The 21,904-nt window shown below is 70.9% G+C and carries 20 protein-coding genes and 1 tRNA gene; 20 read left to right on the top strand and 1 reads right to left on the bottom strand.

Annotated features, from left to right (window positions below; translation table 11 throughout):
- Positions 1 to 198: 198 nt before the first annotated feature.
- Positions 199 to 270 (bottom strand) — tRNA-Arg (locus RH94_RS19305).
- A gap of 117 nt (positions 271 to 387) precedes the next feature.
- Here RH94_RS19305 and RH94_RS19300 point away from each other — a divergent pair.
- From RH94_RS19300 to RH94_RS19205, 20 genes are all read left to right on the top strand, one after another.
- Positions 388 to 864 (top strand): response regulator, encoded by a 477-nt coding sequence (locus RH94_RS19300; protein ID WP_407697333.1) that lies wholly within the window; start codon positions 388 to 390, stop codon positions 862 to 864.
- Between the two features lie 123 nt (positions 865 to 987).
- Positions 988 to 2,067: an ArgS-related anticodon-binding protein NrtL gene (gene nrtL / locus RH94_RS19295; protein ID WP_073948790.1), complete on the top strand. Its 1,080-nt coding sequence runs from the start codon at positions 988 to 990 to the stop codon at positions 2,065 to 2,067.
- Between the two features lie 54 nt (positions 2,068 to 2,121).
- Positions 2,122 to 3,513: a diaminopimelate decarboxylase gene (gene lysA / locus RH94_RS19290; RefSeq protein ID WP_073948789.1), complete on the top strand. Its 1,392-nt coding sequence runs from the start codon at positions 2,122 to 2,124 to the stop codon at positions 3,511 to 3,513.
- Positions 3,514 to 3,742: 229 nt separating this feature from the next.
- Positions 3,743 to 5,035, top strand: coding sequence for a homoserine dehydrogenase (locus RH94_RS19285; RefSeq protein WP_073948788.1), 1,293 nt, complete (start codon positions 3,743 to 3,745; stop codon positions 5,033 to 5,035).
- Between the two features lie 6 nt (positions 5,036 to 5,041).
- The gene (gene thrC, locus RH94_RS19280) at positions 5,042 to 6,100 is read left to right on the top strand and encodes a threonine synthase (RefSeq protein ID WP_073948787.1); all 1,059 of its coding nucleotides are present in this window, start codon (positions 5,042 to 5,044) and stop codon (positions 6,098 to 6,100) included.
- Positions 6,101 to 6,534: 434 nt separating this feature from the next.
- Positions 6,535 to 7,476: a homoserine kinase gene (thrB, locus tag RH94_RS19275; RefSeq protein ID WP_073948786.1), complete on the top strand. Its 942-nt coding sequence runs from the start codon at positions 6,535 to 6,537 to the stop codon at positions 7,474 to 7,476.
- Positions 7,477 to 7,892: 416 nt separating this feature from the next.
- A complete protein-coding gene (gene rho / locus RH94_RS19270) occupies positions 7,893 to 10,001 on the top strand; it encodes a transcription termination factor Rho (RefSeq protein ID WP_073948785.1) in 2,109 nt (702 codons plus the stop codon).
- A 207-nt stretch (positions 10,002 to 10,208) separates the two neighbouring features.
- Entirely contained in the window at positions 10,209 to 11,345 is a 1,137-nt protein-coding gene (locus tag RH94_RS19265) for an LCP family protein (protein ID WP_073948784.1), read from the top strand.
- A 232-nt stretch (positions 11,346 to 11,577) separates the two neighbouring features.
- Positions 11,578 to 11,802: a 50S ribosomal protein L31 gene (gene rpmE / locus RH94_RS19260; protein WP_073948783.1), complete on the top strand. Its 225-nt coding sequence runs from the start codon at positions 11,578 to 11,580 to the stop codon at positions 11,800 to 11,802.
- A 128-nt stretch (positions 11,803 to 11,930) separates the two neighbouring features.
- On the top strand, positions 11,931 to 12,998 hold the full coding sequence (gene prfA, locus RH94_RS19255) for a peptide chain release factor 1 (protein ID WP_073948782.1): 1,068 nt from the start codon (positions 11,931 to 11,933) through the stop codon (positions 12,996 to 12,998).
- 107 nt (positions 12,999 to 13,105) lie between these two features.
- Positions 13,106 to 13,945: a peptide chain release factor N(5)-glutamine methyltransferase gene (prmC, locus tag RH94_RS19250; RefSeq protein ID WP_073948781.1), complete on the top strand. Its 840-nt coding sequence runs from the start codon at positions 13,106 to 13,108 to the stop codon at positions 13,943 to 13,945.
- 64 nt (positions 13,946 to 14,009) lie between these two features.
- A complete protein-coding gene (locus RH94_RS19245; protein WP_073948780.1) occupies positions 14,010 to 14,657 on the top strand; it encodes an L-threonylcarbamoyladenylate synthase in 648 nt (215 codons plus the stop codon).
- Positions 14,654 to 15,310 (top strand): arsenate reductase/protein-tyrosine-phosphatase family protein, encoded by a 657-nt coding sequence (locus tag RH94_RS19240; protein WP_073948779.1) that lies wholly within the window; start codon positions 14,654 to 14,656, stop codon positions 15,308 to 15,310. Before RH94_RS19245 ends, RH94_RS19240 begins: the two co-directional genes overlap by 4 nt.
- 374 nt (positions 15,311 to 15,684) lie before the next feature.
- Complete coding sequence (locus RH94_RS19235) at positions 15,685 to 16,941, top strand: serine hydroxymethyltransferase (RefSeq protein ID WP_073948778.1); 1,257 nt, start codon at positions 15,685 to 15,687, stop codon at positions 16,939 to 16,941.
- Positions 16,942 to 17,078: 137 nt separating this feature from the next.
- Positions 17,079 to 18,431, top strand: coding sequence for an MraY family glycosyltransferase (locus tag RH94_RS19230; RefSeq protein WP_073948777.1), 1,353 nt, complete (start codon positions 17,079 to 17,081; stop codon positions 18,429 to 18,431).
- 301 nt (positions 18,432 to 18,732) lie between these two features.
- Complete coding sequence (locus RH94_RS19225; protein ID WP_073948776.1) at positions 18,733 to 19,179, top strand: hypothetical protein; 447 nt, start codon at positions 18,733 to 18,735, stop codon at positions 19,177 to 19,179.
- Positions 19,180 to 19,404: 225 nt separating this feature from the next.
- Positions 19,405 to 20,226 carry a F0F1 ATP synthase subunit A gene (gene atpB / locus RH94_RS19220; protein ID WP_073948775.1) on the top strand — a complete coding sequence of 274 codons (822 nt, stop codon included), beginning with the start codon at positions 19,405 to 19,407 and terminating at the stop codon, positions 20,224 to 20,226.
- A 74-nt stretch (positions 20,227 to 20,300) separates the two neighbouring features.
- A complete protein-coding gene (locus tag RH94_RS19215) occupies positions 20,301 to 20,540 on the top strand; it encodes an ATP synthase subunit c family protein (RefSeq protein ID WP_005311859.1) in 240 nt (79 codons plus the stop codon).
- A 44-nt stretch (positions 20,541 to 20,584) separates the two neighbouring features.
- Complete coding sequence (locus tag RH94_RS19210; protein ID WP_073948774.1) at positions 20,585 to 21,127, top strand: F0F1 ATP synthase subunit B; 543 nt, start codon at positions 20,585 to 20,587, stop codon at positions 21,125 to 21,127.
- Between the two features lie 2 nt (positions 21,128 to 21,129).
- A partial coding sequence (locus tag RH94_RS19205; RefSeq protein ID WP_107428761.1) for a F0F1 ATP synthase subunit delta occupies positions 21,130 to 21,904 on the top strand: 775 nt, incomplete at its 3' end.

Raw genomic sequence — 21,904 nt, 5'->3', positions numbered from 1 at the left:
ACGGATGGTCCACGGGGCTACGCTCAGGGATCGGCGAAACGCCTGCTGACCTGCCCCGAAGCCCTCCAAGATCAACACGCTATTACAACGTGATCACTGGCAAACGGCTGCTTCCGGCGGCACCCGGCTGCACACGCAACAAGACCCCGCTCTCAGCGAACTCGCTGGTCACGGGGTCTTCAGGCACTTCATGCGAAGTGCCCCCGGCAGGATTCGAACCTGCGCACACGGCTCCGGAGGCCGTTGCTCTATCCCCTGAGCTACGGGGGCGGGTCGGGCGCGCTCTGCGCGGCGACGAGTAGAACACTACCAGTTCTGTGGGGGTGGTCATGAACGTTTTCCAGGGGGGTGCCGCGTCCACCGGAGGCCGGGCGTCCCTCGGACGGGGTGGAAGTGGGGAAAACCCGGACGCGGTGGCCGGTCCGCACCTACTCTCGAGTTGTGCCAGCCGCTCCCGGCCGGGTGCTTGTTGTGGACGACAACAAGGTCATCCGGCAGCTGATCAGGGTCAATCTCGAGCTCGAGGGGCTCGAGGTCGTGACCGCGGCCGATGGTGCCGAGTGTCTGGATGTCGTGCATCAGGTGCGGCCCGACGTCATCACCCTCGATGTCGTCATGCCCCGGCTGGACGGGCTGCGGACCGCCGCCCGGCTCCGGGCCGATCCGCTCACCCGTGATCTCCCTCTCGCCATCGTCAGCGCCTGTTCGCCGTACGAGGTCGAGGCCGGGCTCGACGCCGGCGTCGACGCCTTTCTGCCCAAGCCGTTCGAGCCGGTCGAGCTCGTGCGGCTCGTGTGGCGTCTCATCGACCACGGGGCCCGGGGCGCCGGGGAGGCCGAGCGGGCCGGGCGCAGTCGCGGCTGACCCCTCGGCCGGGGGCGGCGGACTTCCGGATTTTTCGGGCGGCCGTGGCTCCTTCGTCCATATGGCGATACCCGGGCCGAATAAGTTCGCTTACCCGCCCCCCTCCTCCCCTACGCTTGTCCCGTGACCCCCGTGGAGCTCTCCCGTACCGTGCTGTGCGCGGTCCGTCGCGCTGTCGACGTGGGGGAGCTTCGTGTGACCGTGCCGGAGCGGGCCGTGGTCGCCCGGCCCCGGCCCGGTGGGTGCGGTGACTACGCCACCAACATCGCCCTCCAGCTCGCGCGGCCGGCCGGGCAGCCCGCGCCGCGAGTGGCCCAGGTGCTCAAGGCCCACCTCCTCGGCCTCGACGGCATCGACGACGTCTCCGTCACCGGGCCCGGGTTCCTCAACATCAGCCTTCGCGATGCCGACGCCGACGTCGCCTTCGTCCGGCTCGTCGACGGCATCCTGCGGGCCGGGGTGGAGTACGGGTTCGTCCCAGAGGGGGGCGGCGCATCCGGCGGGTCCGACGGATCCGTCGGGGCCGTCGTGCAGCTTCGGTGTTTCCTTGAAGTCCGTGCCGTCGTCGTCGCGGATGCCCTCCGTCGTCTTCTGCGGTCCCAGGGCGCCTCCGTCGGCATCAGGTGTGAGAGTCCTGTTCCGGCTGCCTGGGAGCAGGTCCTCGGTGTGCGGGTCGATTCCTCCGGCGGCGCGTCCTCCGACGGCGTCGAGATCCGGCCCGTTCCCGCCCCCGCGGACCCCCTCCCCCTCGGCCGCGACGCCGCCCGCTGGGCGCTGCTCCTTCCCGCCGCGCACGATCACCCCCGTATCACCGAGGACCACCTCGTCCAGCGCGAGAGCAACCCCCTCTTCCGCGTCCGCTACGCCCACGCCCGCACCCGCGCCCTCAGCCGTAACGCAGCCGACCTGGGGTTCTCCGCTGAGCCGGGGATCACAGAGGTGCCTCGCGACCTCGTCACCCTCCTCGTCGACCACCCCCGCGTCCTCGCCCGCGCCGCCGCGCACCGTGCTCCCGACTCCCTCGCCCGGCACCTCGTCAGCGTTGCCGATGCCGTGCTGCCCTTCCTGCCCTCCGTACTTCCCCGTGGGGAGGAGAAACCCTTGGCCGCCCACCGTGCCCGGCTGGCTCTCGCCGAAGCCGCCGGGGCGGTGCTGGCCGGCGGCCTGTCCCTGCTCGGCATCGACGCACCCGACCACCTCTGAGAGCCACAGAGAGCCACAGAGGGTCAGAGAGCCAGAGAGTCAGAGAAACCAGACATGAGCCGTTCCGCACACCCCGCCGGGCCCCGTTACGCCGACGTCCTGCCCGAGGGGCACTACTCCCCGCCGCCCGCCGACCTCAACGCCCTCGACCCGAAGGTGTGGGCCCGGACCGTCACCCGTGACGAGGACGGGGTCGTGACCGTCGGCGGCATCGCCGTCACCGAGCTCGCCGAGCGGTTCGGTACGCCCGCCTACGTGCTCGACGAGGCCGACTTCCGCGCCCGTGCCCGGGCCTGGCGCACCGCCTTCGGGAACGACGCCGACGTGTTCTACGCCGGGAAGGCGTTCCTGTCCCGGGCCGTCGTCCGGTGGCTCGACGAGGAGGGGCTGAACCTCGACGTCTGCTCCGGCACCGAGCTCGCCACCGCGCTGTCCGCCGGGATGCCGGCCGAGCGCATCGCCTTCCACGGCAACAACAAGTCCGAGACGGAGATCCACCGGGCCGTCGAGGCCGGGGTCGGGCGGATCGTGCTCGACTCCTTCCAGGAGATCGTCCGGGTCGCCCACATCGCCCAGTCGCTCGGGAAGCGGCAGAAGGCGCAGATCCGCATCACGGTCGGCGTCGAGGCGCACACGCACGAGTTCATCGCCACTGCCCACGAGGACCAGAAGTTCGGGATCCCGCTGGCCGGTGGACAGGCCGCCGAGGCCGTGCGGCGGGCGCTGCAGCTCGACGGGATCGAGCTGATCGGGATCCACTCCCACATCGGCTCGCAGATCTTCGACATGTCCGGCTTCGAGGTCGCCGCGCACCGCGTGGTGCGGCTGCTGAAGGAGATCCGGGACGAGCACGGGATCGAACTGCCGGAGATCGACCTCGGCGGCGGGCTCGGGATCGCGTACACCAGCGACGACGACCCCCGTGAGCCGCACGAGATCGCCAAGGCGCTGAACGAGATCGTCACCCGCGAGTGCGAGGCCGCCAGGCTGCGTACGCCCCGTATCTCCGTCGAGCCGGGGCGCGCCGTCGTCGGGCCCACCGCCTTCACCCTCTACGAGGTCGGCACCATCAAGCCGCTCGAGGGGCTGCGGACGTACGTGTCCGTCGACGGCGGCATGTCCGACAACATCCGCACCGCCCTCTACGACGCCGAGTACAGCGTCGCGCTCGTGTCCCGCGCCTCCGACGCCGCGCCCATGCTCGTGCGCGTGGTCGGCAAGCACTGCGAGAGCGGGGACATCGTGGTCAAGGACGCCTTCCTGCCGGCCGACCTGGCACCCGGTGACCTCATCGCGGTGCCGGCCACGGGTGCGTACTGCCGGTCCATGGCCAGCAACTACAACCACGCGCTGCGCCCGCCGGTCGTCGCCGTCGCCGACGGGGAGGCCCGGGTGATCGTCCGCCGGGAGACGGAGGAGGACCTGCTGCGGCTCGATGTCGGATGACGGGCGCAGTCGGTGAGGAGCGCGGTCGGACGGCGGACACGGTCGGTGAGGGACGCAGTCGGTGAGGGACGCAGTCGGATGGCGGACACCGCGGCGGCACCGGAAGATCTTCTGTCTTTCCGCCCTGCAGAAATGAAATAAACGTCTCACGATCCGGACAAATGACAGAAACCGCGGTCCGGTGAGTGAGACTGGTCCAACCGTAGACGGTATGAGGAAACGAGGTCGGATGATGCGTACGCGTCCGCTGAAGGTGGCGCTGCTGGGCTGTGGGGTTGTCGGCTCAGAGGTGGCGCGCATCATGACGACGCACGCCGACGACCTCGCCGCCAGGATCGGGGCCCCGGTGGAGCTCGCCGGGGTCGCGGTACGGCGGCCCGGCAAGGTGCGGGAGGGGGTGCCCGCCGAGCTGGTCACCACCGACGCCACCGCGCTCGTCAAACGCGGCGACATCGACGTCGTGGTCGAGGTCATCGGGGGGATCGAGCCCGCCCGTACGCTCATCACCACCGCCTTCGAGCACGGCGCCTCCGTCGTCTCCGCGAACAAGGCCCTGCTCGCCCAGGACGGGGCAGCCCTGCACGCCGCCGCGGAGGTCCACGGCAAGGACCTGTACTACGAGGCCGCCGTCGCCGGTGCCATCCCGCTGATCCGGCCGCTGCGCGAGTCCCTCGCCGGGGACAAGGTCAACCGGGTGCTCGGCATCGTCAACGGCACCACCAACTTCATCCTCGACAAGATGGACACCACGGGGGCCGGCTACCAGGAGGCGCTGGACGAGGCCACCGCGCTCGGATACGCCGAGGCCGACCCGACCGCCGACGTCGAGGGGTTCGACGCCGCCGCCAAGGCCGCCATCCTCGCCGGGATCGCCTTCCACACGCGCGTACGGCTCGACGACGTCCACCGCGAGGGGATGACCGAGGTCACCGCCGCGGACTTCGCCTCCGCCAAGCAGATGGGCCGCACCATCAAACTGCTCGCCATCTGCGAGCGCGCCGAGGACGGCGGGTCGGTCACCGCGCGCGTGCACCCGGCCATGATTCCGCTCACGCACCCGCTGGCCTCCGTGCGCGGCGCGTACAACGCCGTGTTCGTCGAGTCCGACGCGGCCGGGCAGTTGATGTTCTACGGGCCCGGCGCCGGCGGCTCGCCCACCGCCTCCGCCGTGCTCGGCGACCTGGTGGCCGTCTGCCGCAACCGGCTCAGCGGGACCACCGGGCCCGGCGAGTCGGCGTACGCCGCCCTGCCCGTGTCGCCCATGGGCGACGTCGTCACGCGCTACCACATCAGCCTGGACGTCGCCGACAAACCGGGTGTGCTCGCCCAGGTCGCCACCGTGTTCGCCGAGCACGGGGTTTCCATCGACACTGTTCGCCAGCAGGGCAAGGACGGCGAGGCCTCCCTGGTCATCGTCACCCACCGTGCTTCCGACGCCGCCCTCGGCGGGACCGTGGAGGCGCTGCGCAAGCTCGACACCGTGCGGGGTGTCGCCAGCATCATGCGGGTTGAAGGAGAGTAACCAGCAATGACCCACCAGTGGCGCGGAATCATCGAGGAGTACCGGGATCGGCTGCCGGTGTCCGACAGCACGCCGGTCGTCACGCTCCGTGAGGGCGGTACGCCTCTCGTGCCGGCGCAGGTGATCTCCGAGCGCACCGGCTGCGAGGTCCACCTCAAGGTCGAGGGCGCGAACCCGACCGGGTCCTTCAAGGACCGCGGCATGACCATGGCGATCAGCAAGGCCAAGGAGGAGGGCGCGAAGGCCGTCATCTGCGCCTCCACCGGGAACACGTCCGCCTCGGCCGCGGCGTACGCCGTGCGGGCCGGGATGGTCTCCGCGGTGCTGGTGCCGCAGGGCAAGATCGCGCTCGGCAAGATGGGCCAGGCGCTCGTGCACGGCGCGAAGATCCTCCAGGTCGACGGAAACTTCGACGACTGCCTCACGCTCGCCCGCGCGCTCAGCGACAACTACCCCGTGGCGCTGGTCAATTCGGTCAACCCGGTGCGCATCGAGGGGCAGAAGACGGCCTCCTTCGAGATCGTCGACATGCTCGGCGACGCGCCCGACATCCACGTCCTCCCGGTCGGCAACGCGGGCAACATCACCGCCTACTGGAAGGGCTACAAGGAGTACGCCGCCGACGGCGTCGCCACGAAGACGCCCCGCATGTGGGGCTACCAGGCCTCCGGCAGCGCCCCGATCGTGCGCGGCGAGGTCGTCAAGGACCCGTCGACCATCGCCACCGCGATCCGCATCGGCAACCCGGCCTCCTGGACGCACGCCCTGGCCGCGCGCGACGAGTCCGGCGGCGCCATCGACGAGGTGACGGACCGTGAGATCCTGCGCGCCTACCGGCTGTTGGCCGCGCAGGAGGGCGTCTTCGTGGAGCCCGCCTCCGCCGCGTCCGTCGCCGGTCTGCTGAAGGCCGCCGAACAGGGCAGGGTCGACCCCGGGCAGCGGATCGTCTGCACGGTCACCGGCAACGGTCTGAAGGACCCCGACTGGGCCGTCGCCGGCGCCCCCCAGCCGGTCACGGTCCCGGTCGACGCGGCGACGGCGGCGGAGCGGCTGGGCCTGGCCTGACGGCCGCCGCGGGTCCGGAGGCCGAGTCCCACCCGGACAGCGGTACCCCCGCCCGCCCGGGAGCGAGCCACCGACCGCGTATCCGCTCGTCGGGGCGGCGGCACGTCGCGTGCTCCGTCCGCCCCGGCGGCAGCCGGCCGTGCACCCGCGCGACCGCCCCCACCTCCAGCGTGCCCCCCTCCCGGGGACTCCCCGGGAGGGGTTGCACGGGGGGCTTGCGACACGCATCGTGCGCCTCCCGTGCGCCCTATGTCGCCACTGAACCTTCCTTCGATAGGCTGTGGAGAACCCGACCGCTGCATATGCCCTCGCATATGGCGCGGCGCCGCGTAGTCTCCGCGGCCCGAGGACCCTCGTCCTTGTCGAATGTCCGTCATCGAATGTCCGTCGAATCTCATTCGACCCTCACGCAGCTCAAGGAGAGTCAACGAGCGATGGCCGGTCCAGCGTTCCGCGCCGCCGCCGTCCGGGTGCGCGTTCCCGCCACCAGCGCCAACCTCGGCCCGGGCTTCGACGCCCTCGGCCTCGCGCTGGGGCTCTACGACGACGTCGTGGTCCGGGTGGCCGACTCCGGGCTGCACGTCGACATCGCCGGGGAGGGCAGCGAGACGCTGCCGCGTGACGAGAAGCACCTGCTCGTCCGCTCGCTGCGCACCGCCTTCGACGTCCTCGGCGGACAGCCGCGCGGGCTGGAGATCGTCTGCGCCAACCGCATCCCGCACGGCCGCGGTCTCGGCTCCTCCTCCGCCGCCATCTGCGCCGGCATCGTCGCCGCCCGCGCCGTGACCATAGGCGCCGAGGCCAGGCTCGACGACACCGCGATGCTCGAGCTGGCCACCGAGATCGAGGGCCACCCGGACAACGTGGCGGCCTGTCTGCTGGGCGGGTTCACCCTGTCCTGGATGGAGGCCGGCGCCGCCCACGCCATCAGGATGGAGCCCTCCGATTCCATCGTTCCGGTGGTTTTCGTACCCGCGAAGCCGGTACTCACCGAAACCGCCCGCGGCCTGCTGCCGCGCACCGTGCCGCACGTCGACGCCGCTGTCAACGCGGGCCGCGCCGCCCTGCTCGTCGAGGCCCTCACCCGGCGTCCCGAACTGCTGCTCCCGGCCACCGAGGACCGCCTCCACCAGGAGTACCGCGCCCCCGCCATGCCGGAGAGCGCGGCGCTGGTGGAGCGGCTGCGGGCCGACGGCATCCCCGCGGTCATCTCCGGTGCCGGACCCACCGTCATGGCGCTGGCCGACACGGAAACCGCCGACAAGGTGCAACGGCTGGCGGGCGCCGACTGGGCCGCCAACCGGCTGAGTCTCGACCAGCAGGGAGCCTGCGTACTGCCGCTCGCCGCCGGTACGGAGACCGGTACGGAGAGCTGAAAGCCGGCGATTGCCGGATTTCGAGAGGGGGAATGTTTGTTGGATCCGGTAGTGTTAACCTCAAGTCTGCACCCGACCGCACCATGGCGAGGTGCTTCGTGTCCCCGTCAGGGACAGACATTCCTCCGGGAGCCCCCCAAGCCGCACTGCGTGGTGTACGTCGTACCTGGGCAGTACGCCGTATGCGCACACTGAGCGGTCCGCCGGGCACGCTCCGGAATCGGCGCGACCACGCCCCGTGACACAGTGACACTTGGTGCCACGGAACGTCGGGGAGCGCCAATCACCAGAAATTTCTTCCGCCGCTGTGGCGGATTACCGCCCCGGCACGGTTCACACGCAAGGACCGAAGCCGGACAGCACAACCGGTCGCCGAGCCAAGACAGGCCGACGTCCGCTCCAGGGAAGGACCCTTCGTGAGCGACACCACCGATCTGATGGGCGCACGTGTCGAGGAGACAGCTGCAGCGCCCGCCACGGACGCCTCCGCGCCTGCCACGGGTGCCGGCTCCCGGCGTCGCCGCGGTACCGGCCTCGAGGGCATGGTGCTGGCCGAGCTGCAGCAGGTCGCATCCGGCCTCGGCATCAGGGGCACCGCGCGCATGCGCAAGAGCCAGCTGATCGAGGTCATCAAGGAGGCGCAGGCGGCAGGGGGCGCCCCCGCCGCGAAGGCCGCGCCTGCCGCGGGGGACGCCACCGAGAGCAAGCCGAAGCGCCGCGCCACCTCCCGGACCCGTACGGGCGAGGACGCCGCGTCCGCCCAGAAGGCGGAGGCGAAGGCGGCCGAGGCCCCCGCCGCGAAGGCGGACAAGGCGGCCGACAAGGCCGTGGCCCAGCAGCAGATCGAGATCCCCGGCCAGCCGGCTGGGGGCGCCGCCCGCGCGAGCGAAGCCGAGCGTGGGGGAGAGGACGTTCCCGCCGAGCGCCGCCGCCGCCGGGCCACCGCCGAGGCGGGCGCCCCGGCGAGCAGCGCCGAGACGGTCGCCGCCGAGGCGAAGAGCGAGCCCAAGGCCGAGACCCCCGCACAGCCGCAGCAGCAGGACCAGCAGGCCCAGGGCCAGCAGCAGGGCGAGGCGGCCAAGGGCGACGCCGGCGACGGCGACGGCCGCCGCCGCGACCGTGACCGCGACCGCGGCAGGGACCGCGGACGGGACCGTGACCGAGACCGCGACCGCCGCGGCAAGGGCGACGACCAGCAGAGCCAGGGCGGCCAGCAGCGCCAGCAGCAGAACCAGCAGCAGGGCGGCGGCCGCCAGGACCGCCAGGACCGCCACCAGGACGACGACGACTTCGACGGCGGCCGCCGGGGCCGTCGCGGCCGCTACCGCGACCGCCGTGGCCGCCGCGGCCGCGACGACGTGTCCGAGCCGCAGCTCACCGAGGACGACGTCCTGATCCCGGTCGCGGGCATCCTGGACATCCTCGACAACTACGCCTTCATCCGCACGTCCGGCTACCTGCCGGGCCCCAACGACGTGTACGTCTCCCTCGCCCAGGTCCGCAAGAACGGCCTGCGCAAGGGCGACCACGTCACCGGCGCGGTCCGCCAGCCGAAGGAGGGCGAGCGCCGCGAGAAGTTCAACGCGCTGGTGCGCCTCGACTCCGTCAACGGCATGGCGCCCGAACACGGCCGCGGGCGGCCGGAGTTCAACAAGCTGACGCCGCTGTACCCGCAGGACCGGCTCCGCCTGGAGACCGACCCGGGCGTCCTGACCACCCGCATCATCGACCTGGTCTCGCCGATCGGCAAGGGCCAGCGCGGTCTGATCGTGGCCCCGCCGAAGACCGGCAAGACCATGATCATGCAGGCGGTCGCCAACGCGATCACGCGCAACAACCCCGAGTGCCACCTGATGGTCGTCCTCGTCGACGAGCGTCCGGAAGAGGTCACCGACATGCAGCGGTCGGTCAAGGGCGAGGTCATCTCCTCGACCTTCGACCGCCCGGCCGAGGACCACACCACGGTCGCCGAGCTCGCCATCGAGCGCGCCAAGCGCCTGGTGGAGCTGGGCCACGACGTGGTCGTCCTGCTGGACTCCATCACCCGTCTGGGCCGCGCGTACAACCTCGCCGCCCCGGCCTCCGGCCGCATCCTGTCCGGTGGTGTGGACTCCACGGCCCTGTACCCGCCGAAGCGCTTCTTCGGTGCGGCCCGCAACATCGAGGACGGCGGCTCGCTGACCATCCTCGCCACCGCCCTGGTGGACACCGGGTCCCGCATGGACGAGGTGATCTTCGAGGAGTTCAAGGGCACCGGCAACATGGAGCTCAAGCTCGACCGGAAGCTCGCCGACAAGCGCATCTTCCCGGCGGTCGACGTCGACGCGTCCGGTACGCGCAAGGAGGAGATCCTGCTCGGCGCGGAGGAGCTCAGCATCGTCTGGAAGCTGCGCCGGGTGCTGCACGCGCTCGACCAGCAGCAGGCGATCGAACTGCTCCTCGACAAGATGAAGCAGACCAAGTCGAACGTCGAGTTCCTGATGCAGATCCAGAAGACCACCCCGGCGCCGGGCAACGGCGACTGAGGCGGACGCACCGGCTGAAAGGGCCGCCCCCGTGACACGGGGGCGGCCCTTGCATTCGGTGAGACCGGCACCACAGGACGTTGCGCAACCTTTTCCCGGTTTTCCCCGTCTGACGGTAAGAGTGACGATGGTCAGGTATGGGCTCGTCGACCGGGCCTGACCCCGGGGACACGGGGTAGCCGACCGGATACGAGACCTGAGGAGCGCATGTCCGCCGAGAACACGCCGGACCCCGGCATAGCGCGGGAGACCGGCAGCACGAGCCCCCGCCGCCGTGCCAAGGGCCGCCGCCGCAAGCCCCGCACCGGGCGGCGCAAGGCCCTGACGGTCATGGCCTGGACCGCCGCGGGGATCGTCGTGCTCGGCGGCACCGGCGTCGGCTACCTCTACCTCAAGCTCAACGGCAACCTGAAGACGGTCGACATCAACCAGGTCCTCGGCACCGACCGGCCCGCCGGGACCGACAACGGCTCCGAGAACATCCTCGTCCTCGGCTCCGACACCCGCTCCGGCGGCAACAGGAAGCTGGGCGGCGGCACCGACGACGGCGGCGCCCGCTCCGACACGGCGATGATCGTGCACGTGTACGAGGGCCACAGGAGGGCCGGTGTCGTCTCCATACCCCGCGACACCCTCGTCGACCGCCCCGAGTGCACCGGAGCCGGGGGCGGTACGCGCCCCGCGGCCCACAGCGTGATGTTCAACGAGTCGTACTCCACCGGCGGCGCCGCCTGCGCCGTGAAGACCGTCGAGTCGATGACCGGCCTGCGCATGGACCACTACCTGGAGGTCGACTTCAGGGGCTTCCAGCGGCTCGTCGACGAACTCGGCGGCGTCCCGGTCACCACGACGAGGAACATCGACGACCCGAAGAGCCACCTGGCCCTCAAGGCCGGCACGCACACGCTCGACGGCCGGCAGGCCCTCGGCCTGGTCCGCACCCGGCACGGCGTCGGCGACGGCTCCGACCTCGGCCGCATCCAGCTCCAGCAGGCCTTCGTCAAGGCGCTGGTCGACCAGGTCAAGCAGATCGGCCTCTTCACCGACCCGAAGAAGCTCTACGACCTCGGCAGCACCGCCACCAAGTCCGTCACCACCGACTCCGACCTCGGCTCGGTCAACGCCCTGATCTCCTTCGCCGACAGCCTCAAGGGCATCGACTCCTCCAGCATGACCATGATCACCATGCCGGTCCGGTACGACCCGGCGAACCTCAACCGGGTCATGGTGGAGAAGGCCAAGGCCAGACAGGTCTGGGCGGCCCTGAAGAACGACCGGCCGATCCCCAGGACGGCCACGAAGGGCACGGCCACGGGTGAGGCCAAGGGCGTGGTGACTCCCTAGGGGCGCGGAGCCGTATCGATGTGCGGCTCCGCCGCGAGGGGGCGCCTCCCCGCTCGAACGAAGTCGAGAGCTCGGGGGAGCGACCAGCCCACCGGCCCGCAGGGAACAAACGACACCACCCCCCGGTTTGGGGAGATGGCCCCAGTCCTGGCAGACTGGACCGTCGGCTCCGGTTCACGCACCGCATCCCGCGGCTGCGACCCGGCGCCCTCCAGGAACAGTAGGAGACACCTTGAAGCGCGACATCCACCCCGCGTACGTCGAGACGCAGGTCAGCTGCACCTGCGGCGCGTCGTTCACGACCCGCAGCACGATCGACTCCGGCACCATCCGGGCCGAGGTCTGCTCCGAGTGCCACCCGTTCTACACGGGCAAGCAGAAGATCCTCGACACCGGTGGCCGTGTGGCCCGCTTCGAGGCCCGCTTCGGCAAGGCTGCCGCCGGCTCCAAGAAGTAGCGAGCCCCTTTTCGCCGGTCCATGGCCGCACCCCTGCCGAGGGGTGCGCCGGGACCGGCGTTTTTGGTCGCTCGCCTTCCCCTTTCCCGCAGCACACGCAGTACAGCAGGCAGTACAGGAGCCGAAAGATGTTCGAGGCCGTCGAGGAACTCGTCGCCGAGCACGCCGACCTGGAGAAGAAGCTCGCCGACCCGTCGGTCCACTCCGACCAGGCCAACGCGCGCAGGCTCAACAAGCGCTACGCCGAGCTCACCCCGATCGTCGCCACGTACCGCTCCTGGAAGCAGGCCGGCGACGACATCGAGACCGCGCGCGAACTGGCCGCCGACGACCCCGACTTCGCGGCCGAGCTCAAGGACCTGGAACAGCAGCGCGAGGAACTGACCGAGAAGCTGCGCCTCCTGCTCGTCCCGCGCGACCCCAGCGACGACAAGGACGTCATCCTCGAGATCAAGGCCGGCGCCGGCGGCGACGAGTCGGCGCTCTTCGCCGGCGACCTGCTGCGCATGTACCTGCGCTACGCCGAGCGGGTCGGCTGGAAGACCGAGATCATCGACGCCACCGAGTCCGAGCTGGGCGGCTACAAGGACGTCCAGGTCGCGGTGAAGGCCCGCGGGCAGATCGAGCCCGGCCAGGGCGTGTGGGCACGGCTGAAGTACGAGGGCGGCGTGCACCGCGTGCAGCGCGTGCCGGCCACCGAGTCCCAGGGCCGTATCCACACCTCCGCCGCCGGTGTGCTGGTCACGCCGGAGGCCGAGGAGGTCGACGTCGAGATCAACCCCAACGACCTGCGCATCGACGTCTACCGGTCCTCGGGCCCGGGCGGGCAGTCCGTCAACACCACCGACTCCGCCGTGCGCATCACGCACATCCCGACCGGAGTCGTCGCCTCCTGCCAGAACGAGAAGAGCCAGCTGCAGAACAAGGAGCAGGCACTGCGTATCCTGCGCTCCAGGCTGCTCGCCATGGCGCAGGAGGAGGCGGAGAGGGAGGCCGCCGACGCCCGCCGCAGCCAGGTCCGCACCGTCGACCGCTCCGAGAAGATCCGCACCTACAACTTCCCGGAGAACCGCATCTCGGACCACCGCGTCGGCTTCAAGGCCTACAACCTGGACCAGGTCCTGGACGGCGACCTGAACGCGGTGATCCAGGCCTGCGTCGACGCGGACTCGGCGGCCAAGCTCGCGGCCGCGTAGGGCACGCGGGCGCAGGACGCAGGACGTAGCACGTAGGACGACGTACGAGTACCGGAGGACCAGCGGTGCAGCAAGGAATCGGGGGGCGGCCCCCCAGCCCCCGCAGCGTGCTGCTCGCCGAGGTGGCCCAGGCCACGCAGCGGCTGGCCGACGCCGGCGTGGACTCGCCGCGCGCCGACGCGGAGGAGCTCGCCGCGTTCGTGCACGGCGTCAAGCGCGGTGAGCTGCACTCCGTGAAGGACGCCGACTTCGACGCCCGGTACTGGGAGGTCATCGCCCGCCGCGAGCAGCGCGAGCCGCTGCAGCACATCACCGGGCGGGCCTACTTCCGCTACCTGGAGCTCCAGGTCGGCCCCGGCGTGTTCGTGCCCCGGCCCGAGACCGAGTCCGTGGTCGGCTGGGCGATAGACGCCGTACGGGCCATGGACGTCGTCGAGCCGTGCATCGTCGACCTGTGCACCGGCTCGGGCGCCATCGCGCTCGCCCTCGCCCAGGAGGTGCCGCGCTCGCGCGTGCACGCCGTGGAACTGAGCGAGGACGCGCTGGACTGGGCCCGCAAGAACGTCGAGGGCTCCAGGGTCGACCTGCGCCAGGGCGACGCCCTGTCCGCGTTCCCCGACCTCGACGGCCAGGTCGACCTCGTCATCTCCAACCCGCCGTACATCCCGCTCACCGAATGGGAGTACGTCGCCGTCGAGGCCCGCGACTACGACCCGGACATGGCGTTGTTCTCCGGGGAGGACGGCCTCGACCTGATCCGCGGCATCGAGCGCACCGCGCACCGGCTGCTGCGGCCCGGCGGAGTCGTCGTCATCGAGCACGCCGACACCCAGGGCGGCCAGGTGCCGTGGATCTTCACCGAGGAGCGGGGCTGGGCCGACGCGGCCGACCACCCCGACCTGAACAACCGGCCGCGGTTCGCCACCGCCCGCAAGGCACTGCCGTGACCCCCGCACAGCCCACCACCAGGACTTCGACCCAGCAGTACGCGTACGAGGAGGCCCGCTGACCATGGCACGGCGATACGACACCAACGACGCCACCGACCGCGCGACGGGCCTGCGCGAAGCCGCGTCCGCCGTCCGACGGGGCGAACTCGTGGTGCTGCCCACCGACACCGTCTACGGCATCGGCGCCGACGCCTTCTCCTCCGAGGCCGTGGCCGACCTGCTCGCGGCCAAGGGCCGGGGGCGCACCATGCCCACCCCCGTCCTCATCGGCTCCCCGAACACCCTGCACGGGCTGGTCACGGACTTCTCCGAGATGGCCTGGGAGCTCGTGGACGCCTTCTGGCCGGGCGCGCTGACGCTGGTCGCCCGGCACCAGCCGTCCCTGCAGTGGGACCTGGGGGACACCCGGGGCACGGTCGCCGTGCGGATGCCGCTGCACCCGGTCGCCATCGAACTGCTCACCGAGGTCGGCCCGATGGCCGTCTCCTCGGCGAACCTGACCGGCCACCCCGCGCCGGAGACCTGCGACGCCGCGCAGGAGATGCTCGGCGACTCCGTCTCCGTCTACCTCGACGGCGGCCCGACCCCCGGCAACGTGCCGTCCTCCATCGTCGACGTCACCAGCAGGGTGCCCGTGCTGCTGCGCGAGGGCGCCCTGTCCCCGGAGGAGCTGCGGAAGGTCGTACCCGACCTCGAGGTGGCGAATTGACGGCGCCCGAAGCGGGGCGCGGCATAGGCGACACCTTCCGCATCCTCCACGTCAGCACCGGCAACGTGTGCCGCTCGCCCATCACCGAGCGGCTGACCCGGCACTTCCTGGCGGACCGGCTCGGGGGCCCTCTCCCCGGCTCCGTCGGGGGGATCCCCGGCGGCGGGCTGATCGTGGAGAGCGCGGGCACCTGGGGCCACGAGGGCGCGCCGATGGAGGCCAACGCGGAGACCGTGCTGGCCGACTTCGGCGCGGACGCCTCCGGCTTCATGGGCCGCGAGCTGCTGGACGAGCACGTGATCATGGCCGACCTCGTGCTGACCGCCACCCGCGACCACCGCGCCCAGGTCATCTCCATGGGCCACTCGGCGGGCCTGCGCACCTTCACCCTCAAGGAGTTCACCCGCCTGGTGCGGGCGATAGACCCGGCCACGCTGCCGCCCCTGGAGGACGGCGTGGTCGAACGCGCCCGCGCCCTGGTCCGCGCCGCCGCCGCCCTGCGAGGGTGGCTCCTGGCCCCCACGGCCGAGGCGGACGAGGTCCACGACCCCTACGGCGCCCCCCTGCCCTTCTTCCGCTCGATCGGCGACGAGATACACCAGGCACTGGACCCGGTGGTGACGGCGCTGACGGGAGTGGCCGCGCGGGCCTGAGCGCGGCGGGGCCCCGCGGGAGCACCGGGTGACCGAGCAGGGCGGCGGGCCGGCGGGTTCACAGGGCCGTCCGGCACGGCACCGCGCCGTCACACCACCCCCGGTACCCCCGGCTCCGTCATGCCCGGCGTCCGTGTCCCCACGGGCCCGGCAAGGCCGCGGCGTCCTCGTGTGCCGGGACGGCCCGAGCACCGGGCGGGGGCTCCGTGGGGCCCCCGGGTTCCGTGGCGTGTCCTGGACGGTCTGAAGGGCGCGGGGGGACCCTGTGGGGCCCCGGGTTCCGCGGCGTGCCCGGGACGGCGTAAGGGCCGCGCGGGGCGCTGGGGGCGGGCCTACATTGGACGTACGTCACCGTCGACCGTCCGGAGCGCGTCATGTCGGTCATCCCCGCCCTCGAGGCCGATGTCCTGCGGCGGCAGGACCCCGAACTGGCCGACATCCTGCTGGGGGAGCTGGACCGGCAGTCGACGACGCTGCAGCTGATCGCCGCGGAGAACTTCACCTCGCCGGCGGTGCTGGCCGCGCTCGGCTCCGCGCTGGCGAACAAGTACGCCGAGGGCTACCCCGGCGCCCGGCACCACGGCGGTTGCGAGATGGCCGACGTCGCCGAACGCCTCGCCGTACGGCGGGCGAAGGACCTGTTCGGCGCCGAGCACGCCAACGTCCAGTCCCACTCGGGGTCCTCGGCGGTCCTCGCCGCCTACGCGGCGCTGCTGCGCCCCGGCGACACCGTGCTCGCCCTCGGCCTGCCGTACGGCGGCCACCTCACCCACGGCTCGCCCGCGAACTTCTCCGGCCGCTGGTTCGACTTCGTCGGCTACGGCGTCGACGCCGAGACCGGGCTCATCGACCACCTCCAGGTGCGCACCCTCGCCCACGCGCACCGGCCCAAGGCGATCGTCTGCGGCTCGATCGCCTACCCCCGCCACCTCGACTACGCCTTCTTCCGCACGGTCGCCGACGAGGTGGGCGCCTATCTGATCGCCGACGCCGCCCACCCCATCGGGCTGGTGGCCGGGGGAGCGGCGCCCAGCCCCGTGCCGTACGCCGACATCGTGTGCGCCACCACCCACAAGGTGCTGCGCGGCCCGCGCGGCGGCATGATCCTGTGCGGCGGCGAACTCGCCGGGCGCGTCGACCGCGCCGTCTTCCCCTTCACCCAGGGCGGCGCGCAGATGCACACCATCGCCGCGAAGGCCGTCGCGTTCGCCGAGGCCGCGGCCCCGGCCTTCGCCGCCTACGCCCACCAGGTCGTCGCCAACGCACGGGTGCTCGCGGCCCGGCTGGCCGCCGAGGGCCTGAACGTCACCACCGGCGGCACCGACACCCACCTGATCACCGCCGACCCGGCGCCGCTCGGCGTCGACGGGCGCACCGCGCGCGGGCGGCTGGCCGCCGCCGGGATCGTCCTGGACTGCTGCGCCCTGCCGCACGCCGACGCCCGCGGGCTGCGCCTGGGCACCGCCGCGGTGACCACCCAGGGCATGGGCCAGGGCGAGATGGAGTGGATCGCCGTACTGTTCGGCAAGGTGCTGCGCGGCGAGATCGACGGGGCGAGGGCGCGTGAGGACGTGCGCGAGTTCACCGGTGGATTCCCGCCGTATTCCCGTACTCCGGCCGAGACGGGGTAGGCGAGTGCCCGAGCGGCCGTACAAAACCGTACACAGTCACACGTGCAACCATCGTCGCTACCCGGAAGTCCCCATACATATGCCTGCGTCGCTAGGGTGTGAGGCTGAGATGGCCAGCGAGACCTGTGGGGAAGCCCGTGCGTGAATACCTGCTGACGCTCTGCATCACGGCCGCGGTGACGTATCTGCTGACAGGGCCGGTACGCAAGTTCGCGATCGTGGCGGGGGCGATGCCGGAGATCCGGGCACGTGACGTGCACCGGGAGCCCACCCCCCGGCTCGGCGGGATCGCGATGTTCTTCGGCCTGTGCGCGGGCCTGCTGGCCGCCGGCCACCTCACCAACCTCAGCGAGGTCTTCGACAAGTCGAACGAGCCGCGCGCGCTGCTCTCCGGAGCCGCCCTGATCTGGCTGATCGGCGTCCTCGACGACAAGTTCGAGATCGACGCCCTGATCAAGCTGGGCGGCCAGATGATCGCGGCCGGTGTGATGGTCGTACAGGGACTGGCGATCCTGTGGTTGCCCGTGCCGGGCGTCGGCACGGTCGCGCTGACCCAGTGGCAGAGCACGCTGCTGACGGTGGCGCTGGTCGTGATCACCATCAACGCGGTCAACTTCGTCGACGGACTGGACGGCCTGGCCGCCGGCATGGTGTGCATCGCGGCGGCCGCGTTCTTCATGTACGCGTACCGGATCTGGTACTCGTACGGCATCGAGGCCGCCGCCCCCGCCACGCTCTTCGCCGCCGTCCTCATGGGCATGTGCCTGGGCTTCCTGCCGCACAACATGCACCCCGCGCGGATCTTCATGGGCGACTCGGGGTCCATGCTGATCGGCCTGGTCCTGGCGGCGGGCGCGATCTCGGTGACCGGGCAGATCGACCCGGACCTGATGAACCTGTTCACCGGCTCCGAGCGCAGCTCCGTGCACCAGATGGTGCCGGTCTACATCCCGCTGCTGATGCCGTTGACGATCATCGCCATTCCGGCCGCCGACCTGGTCCTGGCCATCGTGCGGCGCACCTGGCGCGGACAGTCGCCGTTCGCCGCGGACCGCGGCCACCTGCACCACCGCCTGCTGGAGATCGGCCACTCGCACAGCCGGGCCGTGCTGATCATGTACTTCTGGTCGGCGCTGATCGGCTTCGGGGCGCTGGCCTACTCGGTCAACTCCGCGTCCATGTGGATCGTGCTCGGCGTCGCCCTGCTCAGCTTCATCGGCCTGGTGCTGCTCCTGATGCCGCGCTTCACGCCGCGTGCGCCGCGCTGGGCCGAGCAGTTCGTGCCGCCGCGCTACCGGCGCCGGCGCCCGGTCACGGCGCCGGACGCCTCCACGCCGGCGGCCGTGGAGCCCCCTGCGCCTGCCGCCGCCGCTGCCGCGGAGACCTCCGGCGTGCGGGTCCGGGCCGGTGTGGCGGGGGTCAACGGAGCGACCGCTCTCGGAGCCCGTTCGCGTCTCCTGGACGAGCGTAAAGCGGGAACCCCACGCTGACGGCCAAGGTAAGAATCTGACTAAAGCATTGCCAACCCATGAGGCCGCAAAACCGGGCAACACCGGACGTGTTGCCCGGGTTTTTGCACAGACGCGCGTTCGCAACCTCACTTGTGAGGGTAAGCACACTCAGCAGGTAAAGACCTCATCAAATAGTTTGTGATACCGTTCACGAGTATCCCGGACAGGGTCGAAGGACCTGAGTGCAAAGCTCTTTTGGGGCTGAGGTTCCTCTCTCGCCGCCGGGACTACGCTCGTCCACGACGACGCCCTGCCCCCTGTGATTTGCGGAGTTGCCGCCATGCCGTCCAGTGACGCCCGGATCCTGGCCGAAGCCGCTGTGCCCACAGCCGCCGTCGGCGTGGTCGCCGCCGTCATCAGCGGTGTGGTCGCCGGCGGCAAGGGAGCGATCGGGGCGCTGGTCGCGGCCGTGATCGTGATCCTTTTCATGGGGATCGGCCTCTACGTCCTGCAGCGCACCGCCAAATCGCTTCCCCACCTTTTCCAGGCGATGGGCCTGATGCTCTACGCGGCGCAGATCCTTCTGCTCTTCGTCTTCCTGGCCGCGTTCAAGCACACGACGCTGTTCAACCCCAGGGCCTTCGCCTTCACGCTGGTCGCCGCCACGCTGGCATGGATCGCGGCGCAGACGCGGGCCCACATGAAGTCCAAGATCCTCTACGTCGAGCCCGACTCGACCACCTCTTCGACCGGTGGCAAGCCCGACAAGACGGAGCGCTCGTCGTGAGCGGTAGGGCCGGGATAAGGACGCATGAGAGATCCTGCTATCGTCCGTTGCCAACTGCGGCATCGCGGGCGCGGGCATCCGAGCTGACGCCTGTCCGATCGCGAGGCGAGATGCCCCACTGCCGCCCCCACATCCGTAACACCAGTCCCGTGCCGAACCGCGGCCGAGCGCCGCGCCGACACAACGAGGTTGCCGTACCTATGCGCCACGCTGAAGGAGCCCGCGGTGAGTGCTGACCCGACGCAGGTGCTCGCCTTCGAGACCGACTGCCACATCTTCGCCAACTGTGGCTTCCCGGCTCCCGGCCTGCACTCGTTCCTGTTCGAGCCCCTCTGGGGCGACGCGAACAGCAACGTGTACTTCAACAAGCCGATGCTGCTGGCCCTGCTCGGCTCGATCATCGTCGTCGGCTTCTTCTGGGCCGCCTTCCGCAGGCCGAAGGTCGTGCCGGGCAAGCTCCAGATGGTCGCCGAGGCGGGTTACGACTTCATCCGGCGCGGGGTCGTCTACGAGACGCTGGGCAAGAAGGAGGGCGAGAAGTACGTCCCGCTCGTCGTCTCGCTGTTCTTCTTCATCTGGATGATGAACCTCTGGTCGATCGTCCCGGTCGCCCAGTTCCCGGTCACCTCGATCATCGCCTACCCGATCGTGCTGGCCCTGGTCGTCTACGTCCTGTGGGTCTCGCTGACCTTCAAGCGCCACGGCTTCGTGGGCTTCTTCAAGAACGTGACGGGCTACGACAAGTCGCTGGGCGCGGTCCTGCCGCTGTCGATGACGATCGAGTTCTTCTCGAACCTCCTGGTCCGTCCGTTCACGCACGCCGTGCGACTGTTCGCGAACATGTTCGCGGGTCACACGCTGCTGCTCCTCTTCACGATCGCGAGCTGGTACCTGCTCAACGGCATCGGCATCGCCTACGCCGGCGTCAGCTTCATCATGACGATCGTGATGACGGCCTTCGAGCTTTTCGTCCAGGCCCTTCAGGCGTACGTCTTCGTGCTCCTGACCTGCACGTACATCCAGGGCGCGCTCGCCGAGCACCACTGAGCCCCCATACCTGCCAACCACAGTCGTCCGGTGGCCAACCCCCACCGGTTCGTGAAAGAGAAGGAAGAACTGGCATGTCCCAGACTCTTGCTGCCGTCACCGGTGACCTCAAGGCCCTCGGCTCGATCGGTTACGGCCTCGCCGCCATCGGCCCCGGCGTGGGCGTCGGCATCATCTTCGGCAACGGCACCCAGGCCCTGGCCCGTCAGCCCGAGGCCGCCGGTCTGATCCGCGCCAACCAGATCCTGGGCTTCGCCTTCTGTGAGGCGCTCGCGCTGATCGGTCTGGTCATGCCGTTCGTCTACGGCTCCTGATCACCTCAGGCTGACGACCAGCATCCCAGACGAAAGGCAGAAACATGAGCCCGCTGCTCACGATCGCGGCCGAGACGGAGAACCCCCTCGTCCCGCCGATCCCCGAGATCGTCATCGGCCTGCTCGCCTTCGTCATCGTCTTCGGTTTCCTCGCCTGGAAGCTCCTCCCGAACATCAACAAGGTTCTGGAGGAGCGCCGCGAGGCGATCGAGGGCGGTATTGAGAAGGCCGAGGCCGCCCAGACCGAGGCCCACAGCGTTCTTGAGCAGTACAAGGCTCAGCTCGCCGAGGCCCGGCACGAGGCCGCGCGTCTGCGTCAGGAGGCGCAGGAACAGGGTGCCTCGCTCATCGCCGAGATGCGGGCCGAGGGCCAGCGGCAGCGTGAGGAGATCATCGCCGCCGGTCACGCCCAGATCGAGGCCGACCGCAAGGCCGCCGCGTCCGCGCTCCGGCAGGACGTCGGCAAGCTGGCCACCGAGCTGGCCGGCAAGCTCGTCGGCGAGTCCCTCGAGGACCACGCCCGGCAGAGCCGTGTGATCGACCGCTTCCTCGGCGAGCTCGAGGAGAAGGCAGAGGCCGCTCGATGACCATGCACGGAGCGAGCCGCGAGGCTCTGACCGCTGCACGTGAGCGTCTCGACGCGCTGACGGACTCCACGTCCGTGGACGCCGCACGGCTCGCGGAGGAACTGGCGTCCGTCACCGCGCTGCTCCACCGCGAGGTCGGTCTGCGCCGGGTCCTCACCGACCCGGCGCAGCCCGGCGAGGCCAAGGCCACGCTGGTGCACCGCCTGCTGGGCGGCCAGATCGGCGGCACCACCGAGGACCTGGTCTCCGGCCTGGTGCGTTCCCGCTGGTCGCAGCCCCGCGACCTGGTGGACGCGCTGGAGGAGCTGGCGAACACCGCCGACCTCACCGCGGCACAGCGGGCCGGCGCGCTCGACGACGTCGAGGACGAGCTGTTCCGCTTCGGGCGGATCATCTCCTCGAACACCGGACTGCGCGCGGCCCTGACCGACCGGGCCGCCACCGCGTCGGCCAAGACGGAGCTGCTGAACCGGCTGCTCGGAGGCCGGGCCAACGCGACCACGGTGCGTCTGGTGACGCGCCTTGTGACCGCGCCGCGGGGACGTAGCCTTGAAGCGGGACTCGAGTCCCTCGCCAAGCTCGCCGCCGACCGGCGCGACCGCATGGTCGCCGTCGTCACCTCGGCGGTCCCGCTGAGCGACGGGCAGAAGCAGCGCCTCGGCGCCGCTCTCGCCAAGCTCTACGGCCGCCAGATGCATCTGAACCTCGACGTGGACCCCGAGGTCGTCGGAGGCATCCGGGTGCAGGTCGGCGACGAGGTCATCAACGGCTCCCTCG

It is taken from the genome of Streptomyces kebangsaanensis (assembly GCF_001906585.1).
GTDB classification, from domain to species: Bacteria; Actinomycetota; Actinomycetes; order Streptomycetales; family Streptomycetaceae; genus Streptomyces; species Streptomyces kebangsaanensis.
This window is presented reverse-complemented; position numbering and strand designations above follow the sequence as displayed.

What these genes read in the sequence shown, in the direction of transcription:
- lysA (WP_073948789.1), top strand. Translation starts at nt 2,122, where the DNA reads ATGAGCCGTTCCGCACACCCCGCCGGGCCCCGTTACGCCGACGTCCTG.
- RH94_RS19285 (WP_073948788.1), top strand. Translation starts at nt 3,743, where the DNA reads ATGATGCGTACGCGTCCGCTGAAGGTGGCGCTGCTGGGCTGTGGGGTT.
- thrC (WP_073948787.1), top strand. Translation starts at nt 5,042, where the DNA reads ATGACCCACCAGTGGCGCGGAATCATCGAGGAGTACCGGGATCGGCTG.
- thrB (WP_073948786.1), top strand. Translation starts at nt 6,535, where the DNA reads ATGGCCGGTCCAGCGTTCCGCGCCGCCGCCGTCCGGGTGCGCGTTCCC.
- RH94_RS19265 (WP_073948784.1), top strand. Translation starts at nt 10,209, where the DNA reads ATGTCCGCCGAGAACACGCCGGACCCCGGCATAGCGCGGGAGACCGGC.
- prfA (WP_073948782.1), top strand. Translation starts at nt 11,931, where the DNA reads ATGTTCGAGGCCGTCGAGGAACTCGTCGCCGAGCACGCCGACCTGGAG.
- RH94_RS19245 (WP_073948780.1), top strand. Translation starts at nt 14,010, where the DNA reads ATGGCACGGCGATACGACACCAACGACGCCACCGACCGCGCGACGGGC.
- RH94_RS19235 (WP_073948778.1), top strand. Translation starts at nt 15,685, where the DNA reads ATGTCGGTCATCCCCGCCCTCGAGGCCGATGTCCTGCGGCGGCAGGAC.
- RH94_RS19225 (WP_073948776.1), top strand. Translation starts at nt 18,733, where the DNA reads ATGCCGTCCAGTGACGCCCGGATCCTGGCCGAAGCCGCTGTGCCCACA.
- RH94_RS19215 (WP_005311859.1), top strand. Translation starts at nt 20,301, where the DNA reads ATGTCCCAGACTCTTGCTGCCGTCACCGGTGACCTCAAGGCCCTCGGC.
- RH94_RS19210 (WP_073948774.1), top strand. Translation starts at nt 20,585, where the DNA reads ATGAGCCCGCTGCTCACGATCGCGGCCGAGACGGAGAACCCCCTCGTC.